Annotated in this window: 10 protein-coding genes; 5 read left to right on the top strand and 5 right to left on the bottom strand. The window is 60.2% G+C overall.

Annotated elements, in window-relative coordinates:
• Positions 1 to 8: 8 nt before the first annotated feature.
• From CKW18_RS02920 to CKW18_RS02910, 3 genes are read left to right on the top strand one after another with little or no spacing between them, the layout of a single operon-like run.
• Positions 9 to 1,445 carry a PIG-L deacetylase family protein gene (locus CKW18_RS02920; protein ID WP_095187481.1) on the top strand — a complete coding sequence of 479 codons (1,437 nt, stop codon included), beginning with the start codon at positions 9 to 11 and terminating at the stop codon, positions 1,443 to 1,445.
• Complete coding sequence (locus CKW18_RS02915; protein WP_095187371.1) at positions 1,442 to 2,596, top strand: glycosyltransferase family 4 protein; 1,155 nt, start codon at positions 1,442 to 1,444, stop codon at positions 2,594 to 2,596. The genes CKW18_RS02920 and CKW18_RS02915 overlap by 4 nt, the downstream gene beginning before the upstream one ends.
• 14 nt (positions 2,597 to 2,610) lie before the next feature.
• Entirely contained in the window at positions 2,611 to 3,495 is an 885-nt protein-coding gene (locus CKW18_RS02910; protein ID WP_095187480.1) for a glycosyltransferase, read from the top strand.
• Between the two features lie 18 nt (positions 3,496 to 3,513).
• Here CKW18_RS02910 and CKW18_RS02905 read toward each other — a convergent pair whose 3' ends face one another.
• Complete coding sequence (locus tag CKW18_RS02905; protein ID WP_095187370.1) at positions 3,514 to 4,731, bottom strand: acyltransferase; 1,218 nt, start codon at positions 4,729 to 4,731, stop codon at positions 3,514 to 3,516.
• Complete coding sequence (locus tag CKW18_RS02900; RefSeq protein ID WP_095187369.1) at positions 4,731 to 6,593, bottom strand: O-antigen ligase family protein; 1,863 nt, start codon at positions 6,591 to 6,593, stop codon at positions 4,731 to 4,733. The genes CKW18_RS02905 and CKW18_RS02900 overlap by 1 nt, the downstream gene beginning before the upstream one ends.
• A 153-nt stretch (positions 6,594 to 6,746) precedes the next feature.
• Here CKW18_RS02900 and msbA point away from each other — a divergent pair, with 153 nt between their 5' ends.
• Together msbA and hldE are read left to right on the top strand one after the other, a co-directional pair.
• Positions 6,747 to 8,549: a lipid A export permease/ATP-binding protein MsbA gene (msbA, locus tag CKW18_RS02895; protein ID WP_095187368.1), complete on the top strand. Its 1,803-nt coding sequence runs from the start codon at positions 6,747 to 6,749 to the stop codon at positions 8,547 to 8,549.
• A gap of 289 nt (positions 8,550 to 8,838) precedes the next feature.
• Positions 8,839 to 10,260, top strand: a complete 1,422-nt coding sequence (gene hldE, locus CKW18_RS02890; RefSeq protein ID WP_095187367.1) for a bifunctional D-glycero-beta-D-manno-heptose-7-phosphate kinase/D-glycero-beta-D-manno-heptose 1-phosphate adenylyltransferase HldE — start codon at positions 8,839 to 8,841, stop codon at positions 10,258 to 10,260.
• A gap of 85 nt (positions 10,261 to 10,345) precedes the next feature.
• Here the strand turns inward: hldE and CKW18_RS02885 are convergent, their stop codons facing one another.
• From CKW18_RS02885 to CKW18_RS02875, 3 genes are read right to left on the bottom strand one after another with little or no spacing between them, the layout of a single operon-like run.
• On the bottom strand, positions 10,346 to 11,314 hold the full coding sequence (locus CKW18_RS02885) for a metal ABC transporter ATPase (RefSeq protein ID WP_095187366.1): 969 nt from the start codon (positions 11,312 to 11,314) through the stop codon (positions 10,346 to 10,348).
• Positions 11,315 to 11,345: 31 nt separating this feature from the next.
• A complete protein-coding gene (locus CKW18_RS02880; protein ID WP_095187365.1) occupies positions 11,346 to 12,158 on the bottom strand; it encodes an aldo/keto reductase in 813 nt (270 codons plus the stop codon).
• Complete coding sequence (locus CKW18_RS02875) at positions 12,155 to 13,330, bottom strand: FAD-binding oxidoreductase (protein ID WP_095187364.1); 1,176 nt, start codon at positions 13,328 to 13,330, stop codon at positions 12,155 to 12,157. Before CKW18_RS02875 ends, CKW18_RS02880 begins: the two co-directional genes overlap by 4 nt.
• Positions 13,331 to 13,470 lie beyond the last annotated feature (140 nt).

Raw genomic sequence — 13,470 nt, 5'->3', positions numbered from 1 at the left:
GTCAGCCCATGAGCCGCAAACAGCAACTGCTCAAGCGTCATCGTCGCAATAAACGCATCACCTTGCTGATCGCCCTGCTTGTGCTGATCGCGCTCGGCGTGCTGGTCGCGTGGTGGTTGCCGCTGATACTCGCCGTGGTCGGCTGGATCGCCCACGAAGCGTGGTTTGCCGATCACTTGTTCTACTCGCCAAAAGACGATTACCAATACAGCTTCCCTCCGTACACCCCGCAGCCGAAAGTGCATCTCAGTGGCGAACAGTTACGTCTGGACGAGGGCGTTATGCTGCTGGACGAGGCCACGCTGATACTGGCGGTGCGCGTCAAAAGCACTTGGCTGGGGCGCTTTTTCGATCCGCGCGTCGAGCTGGTCGGTGGGACGAATCCTGATGCGCAAACCTTCGAGCGCGGCGTCAATGGCCTGCGTTACCTGAACCTCAGCGGTCAGGCGCAAGCCTTGTCGCAAGGCCAGTTGTGTCTGCGCGGGCGGTTCTGCCGGGTGGCCGGTGAGCCGGTGCTGTGGGCGCTGGAGCAACCGGACTATCGCCGTCAGCGCGTGATGGTGATTGCACCGCACGCCGACGATGCCGAACTGGCCGCCTATGGCTTGTACAGTCAGGCCGATACCGCCTGGATTGTCACCCTGACCGCTGGCGAAATCGAAGCCGAACACTATCAACAGATGGGCATGAACAAAGTCGAGGCGGCGCGGCTCAAGGGCCGTCTGCGTGCCTGGGACAGCCTTGCCGTGCCGCGATGGGCCGGCGTGCCGCAGGAACACTGTGTGCAGCTCGGTTATTTCTGCCTGCAACTGGCAGCTATGCAGGCTGCGCCGAATCAGGCGGTGGGTTCTCGGGAAGCTGACCTGAACGACACGCGACTGTTTCGTCAGTTGAATCCGTTCACTCTGCCGGGCGATGCCGACGGCGCACCGACCTGGAACAATCTGCTGGCCGATCTGCGTGAAGTGCTGCTGCGCGCCCGTCCGGACGTGATCGTGTTGCCACACCCGACACTTGATCCGCATCCCGATCATATCTGCGCTCAGCAAGCTGTACTGCAGGCCTTGAGCGGGCTCGACTGGCAGCCGACGTTGCTCGGTTATGCCAATCACTTGCATGACAACGATCGCTGGCCGATGGGGAACGCCGGCCAAGGCATCGCGCTGCCTCCGGCCTTCGATGCGACGGTGCCGATGCAGCCGCTGTGCCTGCCGTTGTCCATCGAGCTGCAACGCGACAAAGCCATGGCGCTGGGCATGATGCATGACCTGCAGCCACCGGCACCGTTCAAGCGCCGTTTGCGTCGACTGATCCAGCGTTTGCTCGCCTGTCGGGCGCCGTCGATGTATGGCGAAAACGAGTTTTTTCGAAAAGCGGTCAGACGCCAGGAATTGCTCTGGTTACTGAAGCAAGGTGAGGCTGGCGTCCACCGGGGAGAGTTATGAGTCAACGGTCAAAGGTTCTGCAGCTGCAACCTGACTACAACGTCAAAGCCAATGATTTCGCCGACCTGGCCGAGCAGATCGTCAAGGCGCTGCCATCGGATCGCTATGAAGTGACCGCAGCGTTTCTGCGGGGCAAGCCAGGACCCGGCGAGCCGGTGAGTCGCGCCGACCGTTCGGTGTATTTCGAATTTTCCGACAAGTCGCTCAAGGGCATGCGCCTGCGAGCGATGTGGCAGTTGTACAAGTTCTGCCGTCGGGAAAAATTCGACGTGGTGATCTGCAACCGCTTCAAGCCGGTGAACATGATGCTTACCCTCAACCGCTGGTTGAAGGTGCCGCTGTGTATTGGCATCTCCCACGGCTTTGGCGAGTACGATCGTTTCTACCGGCGCCGTCAGACCCAGCGCCTGATCGATCGGCACTGGCGTTTCGTCGGCGTGTCGCCGGCGGTCAAACAGTATCTGCTGGACTGTGATTGCGGCTTTACCGAGCAGAACACCTACGCCATCACCAATGCGATCGACATCGAGCAGGCCGAAGGCTTGCAGCACAGCCGCGAAAAAGCCCGCGAGCTATTGGGCATTGAGCCGAATGTGCGTTTGATTGGCGCGCTGGGGCGACTGGTCTCGGTCAAGGGCCACACCTATTTGCTCCAGGCCTTTGCCGCGCTGAAAGACAAATACCCGAACACTCAACTGGCAATTATCGGTGCCGGTCGCTTGCAGGCGCCGCTGGCGGCCGAGATCGAGCAATCAGGCCTGAGCGGTCGTGCGCACCTGTTGGGTTTCAAGGAAAACGCTCTGCAGTACGTGCGTGCCTTTGATATCTGGACCATGCCGTCGCTGGCCGAAGGCCTCGGCCTGGCCTTGCTCGAAGGCATGAGCGGACACCTGCCGGTAATCGCCTCGAACGTGCCGGCGATGCTGCCGCTGATCGAAGGGGCTGGCGGTCTGGCAATCACCCCCAAGGACGTGCCGAGTCTGGTAGCGGCACTGGATAACTATCTGGCGCTGTCGGACGACGAGCTCAAGGCCAAGGGCGAGCAAGCCTACCGCTATCTGCAGGAACAACATGATATCGAGGTGTTCCGTCAGGAGTACCTGGACCTGATCGACTCCGGCCTGGAACAGGCCCGCAAGGAGCAGCCGTGAGCGAAGAAAAAGCCATGAGCGCGATGCAACCCATCGTCACCGTCATCATCGCCTCGTACAACCATGGCCCGTACATTGAGGAAAGTATCCTCAGCGTCCTCAACCAGAGCTACAAAAACATCGAGTTGCTGGTGGTCGATGACGGTTCGCAGGATGACAGTGCCGAGCGCATCAAGGCGTTACAGGCTCAGCACGGTTTCGATTTTCGCGTGCAGCAGAATCAGGGCCTGACCAATACGCTGAACGGTGCCATCGCCCGCTCGAAAGGCAGCCTGATTGTGCCGTTCGGCTCCGACGACATCATGTGCCCGGAGCGTATCGCTACTCAGGTCGCCTACATGGATGGCAAGCCGGAGGTCGGCATCTGCGCCGGCAACATCGAGTTGATGCACGCCGACGGCAGCCTCTACCCGGAGAAGCGTCAGCGCCGCGATGTACCGTTCCGTCGCCTGGATTTCGATGACATGTTTCTGGAGCGCAAGCCGTATCCACCGGCGCCAACCCTGATGATCCGTCGTGAAGCACTGGACAAGGTTGGCGGATTCGATCCGACGATCCGGCTGGAAGACCTTTATATCGAGCTGAAGGTGACCCGTGCCGGTTACTTCATTGATGGCCTGAATGTGGTGATGGCGCGCTACCGCAAGCACGCCACCAACTCGTACAAGAATCATCGCTTCATGATCGAGAACATCCTGCGCACCTACGCGCAGTTCAGCGACCATCCGCTGTACGACGAAGTGCGCTACAAGTCGCTGAATTCGATGTTCCTCAAAACCGCCAACCGTGATCGCAAGCTGGCTCGGGAACTGCTGGCGCAGATCCCGTTCAAGGCATGGAACAAAAAGACCTGGCGCGGTCTGGGGCGGCTACTTTTTTCGCCGCTGGAAAAGGACTGAGGCAGCGCTCGCTCGCTTTCAGCGAGCGACTTTCTCCGACAGGCGCTTGTCGCCCTTCTGGCGCTGGCGCAACCAGTTCAGAAGCTTCCTGCCGGCGGCCATGCCCGGCAATTCGATGTAGAGGAAGGTCGCGCTGCTGATCAGAATCAGCAAGCAGGTGCAGATCGCCAGCAACGGCAGATACACCCAGGTTTCCCGTGCATCCACATGCACAATCAGCGGCAGACGCTGCACCATCAGCCACAGCACGAAACCATGCAGCAGGTAAGTGCTGTAGCTGATCTCGCCCAGCCAGCGGATGCTGCGTGGTTTCAAAACACCGAACAGGTTGTTGCCCGAAGCCACGATCACGAAGAACACCGACAGCAGCATGAGCGGCGCCATCTTGAAGGCTCGATTGAAGGCGGTGAACGCGATCACCAGGGCGAGCAGGGCGATGAAGCTGGCCAGACGTGACTGGCTCCACGCTAGCAGGGCGGGTCGCCGAATCCAGTATGCGGCGGCGATCCCTCCGAGGAAGCTGGCGAGGAAATGCTTCTTCAGCGAGTGTTCCCAGCCGACCAACTGATACAGCGCGTAAATGCCAATCAGGCACAGCACCACTTGCAGCCAGCTGCCGCGGTAAATGAACACCAGCGCCGCCAGTGGCAGCGCCAGATAGAAGAACACTTCGTAGGCCAGGGTCCAGGTGACGTTGGAAATCAACATGCCGGTCTGGTGATATTGATTGATGTCGGGCCGATCGAACGTCAGCCAGGCGAGGATCTGTTTGAGCAGCTCTGTGACCGGCTCTTTCAGTTCCCACTGCTGTAGATGGAACACGGTCACGAACACGATCAACATCAGGGGCAGGTAGAGTGGGTACAGCCGAAACAGTCGCGAAATCCCGAACGCCAGCCAGTCGTGCTGGCGGCCCTGGGTCAGCAGGCGGTTCCAGAACAGAAACCCGGTGATCATGAAGAACAGTGCGACGCAGCCCTGGCCGAGCATCGAGTAAAAATTGCTCGGTGGAAACGCGAAGACCCCGGTGCGCAGAAAGATCCAGGTAATGATCGCGTGGTGTACGAATACACCAAACGCCAGATAACCGCGCAGGCCATCGATGCTGGCATAGCGACTTTCACCGGAATGCTGCAGATGTCGGCTGATTTTCGGAACCGCGCGCACTAACAGGGCGGCGGATACGATGGCCAGCAGATAAGCTGCCAGCGCGATGAACGGATCGGTTTCGGTCATTAATGAACTCGGGCCGTCAGGTTTCCGGCCAGCACTTGCCTGTGCAGATTATCCACAGCGGAGGGTGACGCCGTCATGGCGTATCCCTGAAGCAGCGCATCGAGGTGATCCTCGAACAGCCAGCGCTTGTCGACGGTGTAACGTTGCATATGGCGCAAATTGCGCTGACGCAGCGAATGACTCAGTGCGCTCGGGTAGATGCGCAAATCCGCCAGATCAATCAGCCCGAACTCACCATCTTCCAGCACCAGCACGTTGCCCAAGTGCAGCGAACGGAAGTACACCCCTTTTTCATGCAATTGCGCCATGAATTTGCCGAAGCGCTCCACCAGCGCCTGACGCACGCCCGGGGCGGTGATGCTTTGCAGCACCTGGCGCAGCGTGTGACCGGGTAGCGGAGCGTAATGCACGGCGCTGCTGCCATCATCGAGGCGATACAGGTGCAACACTTGCGGGGTAGGAATGCCCATCTGCCGCAGTTGTTCACTGTTGACCGCGAAGCGCTCGGAGTAGGGGTTGAAGCTGCCGGAAGTGTACCAGCGCCGACGGCGGAACAGCTTCAGGAAGCTGCCATCGGCCAGGCGCAGGACTTTCGGGCCGAGGCCATCTTCTTCGATGATCTGTGCCGCGCTGCTCAATTGCTCCAGGCCTGTGGCCGAAAGCTTCTGCACCGGCAGGGTCAACAAGCGGCGAGCGCGCTGATTGATGCTGACGGCCGCGATCAGTGCCAGTGGAATCCACAGCAGGAACCAGTGCTCCTTGGGCCGCGAAATGATCCCGCCACCTTCGGTCAGCCCCGCGCCAATGCCGAACACCAGCAAGCTCGAGGCGATGATCAACAGCGGCTGGACCCGTTGGCGCCAACTGCTCAACAAGCCCCAGAACAGGAAAAACAGCCACGGCAGCAGGCCGAAGATCCCGACGTAATACAGAACGCCCAGGGCGAAGCTGTGGGGCTCCTGGAAGCTGTAACCCACACCGGGGTCGACCGACAGCGTGGCGCTGAAGCCATGTCCGACCCACGGATGGTCGGCAATCTTTTGCAGCACCTGCTGCCAGATTTCCAGACGGTAGGAGTCGCCACGCTCGATGATCATTTGCGCAAACAGGCTGAGGACTGTCGCACCGCTGATGGCCAATGCAATCAACAGCCTCAGTGAACGGCGGTTCCAGCAAATGAAGCAGAGCCAGACAGCGGCCATGGTCAGTGCCACCAGGGGGGTCCTGGATCCCGTGCCGATCACGGCCATGAACATGATCGCCATGGCTGGCACGCTCAGCCACATCATCTGGCGGCGTTTACAGGTCATGGTCACGGCTAGCCAGTACGCGCTGAAGAAGCCGAACAGGTGCGAACTCAGAAGCGGGTTGTCAAAAGCACCGCCGCCGATCAGGCGCATCCCTGGCTGGTAAACCTGGGCGAACTTGAACAAAAAGAACGTTGTGGCAATCAGGGCGACCAGCGCGGCGGTAAATAGCAAGGGTTGCAGGATATCGTTGCGATAACGCACCAACAGGTAGCTGCCTGCAAACAAGAGCACGGTATGCAGTGGCGGCTTGAACATCCCGCCGATCGGCTCATCGCCCGGGCTCCAGCAAAGGCTGAGCAGTGCCCAGGCGACGAACATTAAAAGCGCGATAAAGATTGGCTCGCGCAGCAGCTCCTTGAGCTCGCGCGGCCGCAGACACAGGGCGATCAATGTCGGAATGCTGAACAGCCCGTAAAAAAGTTTGTGGTGCAGACTTCGGCCCGGCAAAAAGAACAGCGCACACAAGAGCAAGAGATAGCCTGCGGGAAGAATCCACAGGCAGATGAAATCGAAAACTCGATTGGACGTACTGTTGAAGCCGCGAAGTTGCATGCTGTGAGATTCAATCCTGAAGTTGATCAACCATTCGGATGATGGCTATTTGATGCTGAAACCCTGCATAACAATAACAGCCTTTCGCCGATTGCCAGAACCCTGAAGAAGCTGTGCTAAAGTCAGCGTCCTTTTTATCGACTTTCGCGTGATATGACCGATTCCAGTCCCGCCGCAAGCCCTTCGAGCTTGAAAATCTACTTCCGCCTGCTCGGCTACGTCCGGCCGTACATCAGTCTGTTCCTGATCAGCATCGTCGGTTTTCTGATTTTTGCTTCGACCCAGCCGATGCTCGGTTACATCCTCAAGTACTTTGTCGATGGCCTTTCGAATCCCGAAGCGGTGCTGTTTCCAACCGTCCCCTACCTGCGTGACCTGCAATTATTGCAGGCAGTGCCGTTGCTGATCATCCTGATCGCCGCGTGGCAGGGACTGGGATCTTATCTGGGTAACTATTTTCTGGCCAAGGTTTCTCTCGGCCTGGTTCATGACCTGCGTGTGCAGTTGTTCAACAACCTGCTGGTTTTGCCCAACCGTTACTTCGACAAGCATAACTCCGGTCACCTGATTTCGCGTATCACCTTCAACGTGACCATGGTCACGGGGGCGGCAACCGATGCGATCAAGGTCGTTATCCGTGAAGGCATGACGGTGATCTTCCTGTTCGCCTCCCTGCTGTACATGAACTGGAAGCTGACGCTGGTGATGGTTGCGATTCTGCCGCTGATCGCCGTGATGGTACGCACTGCAAGCAAGAAATTCCGCAAACAGAGCAAGAAGATCCAGCTGGCCATGGGCGACGTCACCCACGTTGCTTCGGAAACCATTCAGGGTTATCGCGTGGTTCGCAGCTTCGGCGGCGAGGTCTATGAAGAGAAACGCTTCCTCAAGGCCAGTCAGAGCAACACCGACAAACAACTGCGCATGACCCGTACCGGTGCGATCTATACGCCGATGCTGCAACTGGTGATCTACAGCGCCATGGCGGTGTTGATGTTCCTGGTGCTTTACCTGCGGGGTGATGCCTCGGCCGGTGACATGGTCGCCTACATCACCCTGGCGGGTCTGTTGCCCAAGCCGATCCGCCAGTTGTCCGAAGTCAGCTCGACCATCCAGAAAGGTGTCGCTGGTGCTGAAAGCATCTTCGAGCAGCTGGACGTCACGCCGGAAGTCGATACCGGTACGGTCGAGCGCGATTCGGTCAGCGGTCGTCTGGACGTGCGCAACCTGAGCTTCACCTATCCGGACACCGAGCGCCAGGTACTCGACAACATCAGCTTCTCGGTCGAACCGGGGCAGATGGTCGCCCTGGTGGGGCGTTCGGGCAGCGGCAAGTCGACGCTGGCCAACCTGATTCCACGCTTCTATCACCACGACAAGGGCGAGATCCTCATCGATGGCGTGGAAATCGAGCAGTACAAACTGCTGAACCTGCGTCGCCACATCGCTCAGGTCACCCAGCATGTGACGCTGTTCAGCGACACGGTCGCCAATAACATCGCGTATGGCGATCTGGCCGGCGCGCCGCGTGAAGACATCGAGAAAGCTGCACGTGACGCCTACGCCATGGACTTCATTTCGCAGCTGCCCGAAGGCCTGGACACCCAGGTCGGCGAAAACGGCGTATTGCTTTCCGGTGGTCAGCGTCAGCGTCTGGCGATTGCCCGGGCGCTGCTCAAGAACGCGCCGTTGCTGATTCTCGACGAAGCCACTTCGGCCCTCGACACGGAGTCCGAGCGGCACATTCAGGCGGCGCTGGATCAAGTGATGAAGGGCCGCACCACACTGGTGATTGCGCACCGTCTGTCGACCATCGAGAAGGCCGATCTGATTCTGGTCATGGATCAGGGGCGGATTGTCGAGCGGGGTACTCACGATGCGCTGCTGGCGCAGAAAGGTTACTACGCACGCCTCAACGCCATGGGCCTGGATGCCCCGACCGAAGACATCGCCTGAACCGATAGCTGACCCTCCTGTGGGAGCGAGACTGCTCGCGATTGCAGTTGCAGACCCGACAACCCTGTCGGCGAATGCACCACCATCGCCAGCGGACTCGCTCCCACCGTTGTTTTTGCCATGCCCAAACGGGTCGAGCGCCATTGCGTCTAACGCTTGATCAGCCGTCTGCCTGCTCAAGAGGTGAGCAAAAAGCACACCTGTTTCATCCTGTTGCAGCCTGCGCGCAAGCCTTCGCCAACCCTGTGTTAATATCGCGCCCCTGTTCATTTTGTATGTGGGTTGCTCCATGAAGTTGTCCATGCCGCGATTCGATCAAGCCCCAGTATTGGTGGTCGGCGATGTCATGCTCGACCGTTACTGGCATGGTGGAACCTCACGGATTTCCCCTGAGGCACCGGTCCCGGTCGTAAAGGTCGAGCAAATCGAAGATCGTCCCGGCGGTGCCGCCAACGTTGCCTTGAACATTGCCGCGCTGGGTGCGCCGGCGTCGCTGGTCGGAGTGACCGGTGATGACGAAGCTGCCGACAGCCTGAGCAACAGTCTCAAGGGCGCGGGTGTGCGAGCGCTGTTTCAGCGTATTGCGCATCAACCGACCATCGTCAAGCTGCGGGTCATGAGCCGGCACCAGCAACTGCTGCGTATCGACTTCGAAGAACCGTTTGCGACCGATTCGCTGGCCCTCGCTTCGCAGGTCGACGATCTGCTTGAAGGCATCAAAGTGCTGGTGTTGTCCGACTACGGCAAAGGCGCGCTGAAAAATCATCAGGCGCTGATCCAGGCTGCGCGGGCCAAAGGCATTCCGGTGTTGGCCGATCCCAAGGGCAAGGATTTCTCGATTTACCGTGGCGCCAGTCTGATCACTCCGAACCTCAGTGAGTTCGAAGCCATCGTCGGTGGTTGCGCCGATGAGCACGAGCTGGTGAGCAAGGGCGCGACCCTGATGCACGACCTCGAGCTCGGCGCGCTGCTGGTAACCCGTGGCGAACACGGCATGACCCTGTTGCGTCCGGATCACCCGGCGCTGCACCTGCCGGCCCGTGCCCGTGAAGTGTTCGACGTGACCGGTGCCGGCGACACGGTGATTTCCACCCTGGCAGCGGCGATTGCTGCCGGTGAGGAACTGCCGCACGCAGTGGCACTGGCTAACCTGGCTGCCGGCATCGTGGTGGGCAAGTTGGGTACGGCGGCTATCAGTGCCCCGGAACTGCGCCGCGCGATTCAGCGTGAGGAAGGTTCCGAGCGTGGAGTGCTGGGGCTCGAACAACTGGTGCTGGCGGTAGCCGATGCCCGTGCGCATAACGAGCGCATCGTCTTCACCAATGGTTGCTTCGACATCCTGCACGCCGGACACGTGACCTATCTCGAGCAGGCGCGGGCCCAAGGTGATCGTCTGATTGTGGCGATCAACGATGATGCCTCCGTCAGCCGTTTGAAAGGTCCGGGTCGGCCGATCAACAGTGTCGATCGGCGCATGGCCGTACTGGCCGGTCTCGGTGCGGTGGACTGGGTGATCAGCTTCCCTGAGGGCACCCCGGAGAACCTGCTGCGCGAGGTCAAACCGGATGTGTTGGTCAAAGGCGGTGATTACGGCATCGACCAGGTGGTCGGCGCCGACATCGTCAAGGCCTACGGTGGTACCGTAAAAGTGCTTGGGCTGGTAGAAAACAGCTCGACGACCGCGATTGTGGAAAAAATCCGCGGTAACTGATTGAAGCAAAAAAAGATCGCAGCCTGTGGCAGCGCCTGCATAGTGATTCTTGTAGGCGCTGTCGCAGGCTGCGATTTTTTGTTTTTCAGGAGCTGACTTTCTTGCGCGGTACGATCTTCTTCAGCAATTGCCTGGCCTTGCCGCGCAAGCGCGCCAATCCTGTGGCCTTTTCCGGCGGCGTCAAACCCTGTTGGCGCAGCCAGTCCTTCCAGCGAATCCGCTCCTCGCGCACCAGCCAGCCATCCTGTTTGGCGAAGCTCTCGGCCAGATAAAGGCCACGGGTGCCTGCCGGATACAACTGGCCTTTTTTCAGCGTATAGAGCTCGGCCAGCGGCTCGCCGTCCTGCAACGGCATCAGGTAAAGGTCCGGACGTTTGCGGTCGAGTCTCGCGACCAGTTGATCGCCCTCAAGACGTTCATCGACATGAAACAGACTCAAGGATTTGGCTTCCTTGGGCACGTCCAGGCGCAGGTCGTAGATCAATTGCAGTGAGGCGGTCGGCAAATGCACGTAGGCGCGCGGCCGTTCAACCAGTTGCAGATTGGCGCAACGAATCGGGCGCGCCGAGCCGGACAGCGGTGTCAGGCGAAACGGCAGGGCTTCACGGTAATGCAGCGCGGACGCGTAGGGCGCCGGTAGCCAGGTGTCGTTGAAACGCCCGCCGAGCCAGCCTTCCGGAGTTTCCAGCAAACACTCTTCGGCGATTTCCTGAATGGCCGTGTGCAGCGGGATGTTCAGTTCGTGGGCCGGCACGTAACCGGAAATCAGCTTGAGCACGACATCGCCGCGATCCTGCCGCCGCTGGCGCACCAACACCCAGTAATCGCGATTTTGCCAATGCAGGGTCAGGCGCACCGAGACCCCGAGGTTGGCCAGTTCCAGCGAGAAGCGCTCGGCGTCCGCCACGCTGACCGGTTTACGCCGTTGCAAGGTCTGCGCGAAGTTCAGCGGCATGCCGACGCTCTGATAGGTCAGGCCTTCGGGCGTAGCTTCGACGAACAGCGGCAGGGTCTTGAAGTTGCTCGGGTTCTTTCTGATGAGCGTGCGCGGCATATCGGCTCCTGCTTAAGGCCGCGAGGCGGCGTCAGTGACCACGTAGGACCTGGGCAACGGTCGCAACGTTGTGGGCGAGGTGCAGCGGATTGATCGTCCCGACAATAGCACTGGCCACGCCAGGTTGCGCGAATAGCAATTCGAAGCTGGCGCGCACCGGATCGACGCCGGGGCTCAGGCAAACATGGCCGCTGGCCAAGGCTTTTTTCACCAGAATGGCTTTGCCGTGGGCAGCAGCATAGTCAATGACAGCTTTCTCGTTTTGTTCGTTCAGATTGTAGGTGACCATCGCGCAGTCGCCTTGCTCCAGTGCTTTCAAGCCACCCTCGACGGTTTTGCCGGAAAAGCCGAAGCCGCGAATCTTGCCTTCGGCCTTGAGCGCTGCGAGCGTGGCATAGACCGCTTCGTTCTCAAGGATGGCCATGTCGTTGCCGTCGGAGTGCACCAGCACCAGATCGATGAAATCCGTTTCCAGACGTTGCAGGCTGCGTTCCACCGACATCCGCGTGTGCGCCGCGCTGAAATCGTGGCGCGACAGGCCGTCGGCAAATTCTTCGCCGACTTTGCTGACGATCACCCAGTCTTGACGTTGGCCGCGCAATAACGGGCCGAGGCGCTCTTCGCTGCGACCGTAGGCCGGCGCGGTGTCGATCAGGTTGATGCCCAGATCGCGCGCCTGTCTGAGCAGCATGCGCGCTTCGTCGTCATCGGGAATCTGAAAGCCGTTAGGGTATTTCACGCCCTGGTCGCGGCCCAGTTTGACCGTGCCCAGGCCTAGCGGCGAAACCATCAGGCCGGTACTGCCCAATGGGCGGTGCAAGTCGTGCAGGGTCGCAATGGTCATGGCAGCAGCTCCTCCCAGGCGGGTACGCCCAATGGCGGTTTTGGCAGGGCCGGCAAAGGTTCGCTGGCTTGCGGCTGGATGCCGTCGCGTTGCAGCGAAGCAATCACGCGATCAGCGAAGTCTGGCGCCAGCGCCAGTTTGGTTGGCCAACCGACCAACAAACGCCCTTCTTCGGCGAGGAAGGCGTTGTCCGGGCGCGTCAAACCGGTTTGCAGCGGCTCGGCACGGTCGACGCGCAGCGTCGCCCATTGCGTGGTGCTGAGGTCGATCCAAGGCAGCAACTGCGCGATTTCTTTTTGCGCGGTGGCGATCTGTTCGGCCGGCTCGCGGTTCACGCCTTCGCTTTCGGCGATGTCGCCGCCCATGTACCAGACCCACTGGCCATCAGCTGCCGGATGAGTTGTCACTGTGATGCGCGGTTTGGTGCCGCCGCCCAGGCAGTGGGCATACAGCGGTTTCAGGCCCGGGCCTTTGGCGAGGATCATGTGCAGTGGCCGGCGTTGCATGGCCGGGTGGCTCAGGCCGAGGGCGGTGAGCAGGTCGGCGGTGCCGGCACCGGCGCTGAGAACGATGCGCTGGGCACGGATCTCGCGGCCGTCGACCTTCAGGCCGACCAGCACGCCAGCCTCCAGCAGAGGCTCGATGGTTTGCCCGGCAAGCAAGCCGTCGCCCGCCAGGTCGGCCAGGCGCTGGATCAGGCTCGGCACATCTACTACCAGTTCGGCGAGGCGATAGACTTTGCCCTTGAAGCGTTTGTCTTGCAGGGCCGGTGGCAATTGGTCGCCCTTGACCTGGTCGACGCGGCCACGTACGGCTTTGCTGGCGAAGAAACTGGTGAGGTTGCCGGCGAGGGTGCCCGGCGACCACAGGTAATGCGCTTCGGACAGCAGGCGCACGCCGCTCAGATCCAGCTCGCCATCACCGGCCAGCGCTTCACGCCAGCGTCGTGGCATGTCGGCGATGGCTTCCGAGGCGCCGGTCAGCGCGCCGTGCAACGCGTACTTGGCGCCCCCGTGGATGATGCCTTGGGATTTCACACTCTGCCCGCCGCCGAGGCTGGCGTTTTCCACCAGCACGGTCGAAAAACCCTGGCGGCGCAGACGCGCATTCAGCCAGAGGCCGGCGACACCAGCGCCGACAATCAGAACGTCGGTGGAAATAACGGATGGCATGCAGCGACCTCAGTGTTCAAGACGAGGGCGCAGTATACAGACTCGGCAAAGGGGCGGATTTGTCGATGATCAACAGGCCGAACACAAATCCAAATGTGGGAGCGAGCCTGCTCGCGAAGAGGGCGTGTCAGATGGCAATG

The sequence above is a fragment of the Pseudomonas sp. Irchel 3E19 genome (genome assembly GCF_900187585.1).
Taxonomy (GTDB): domain Bacteria; phylum Pseudomonadota; class Gammaproteobacteria; order Pseudomonadales; family Pseudomonadaceae; genus Aquipseudomonas; species Aquipseudomonas baetica.
This window is presented reverse-complemented; position numbering and strand designations above follow the sequence as displayed.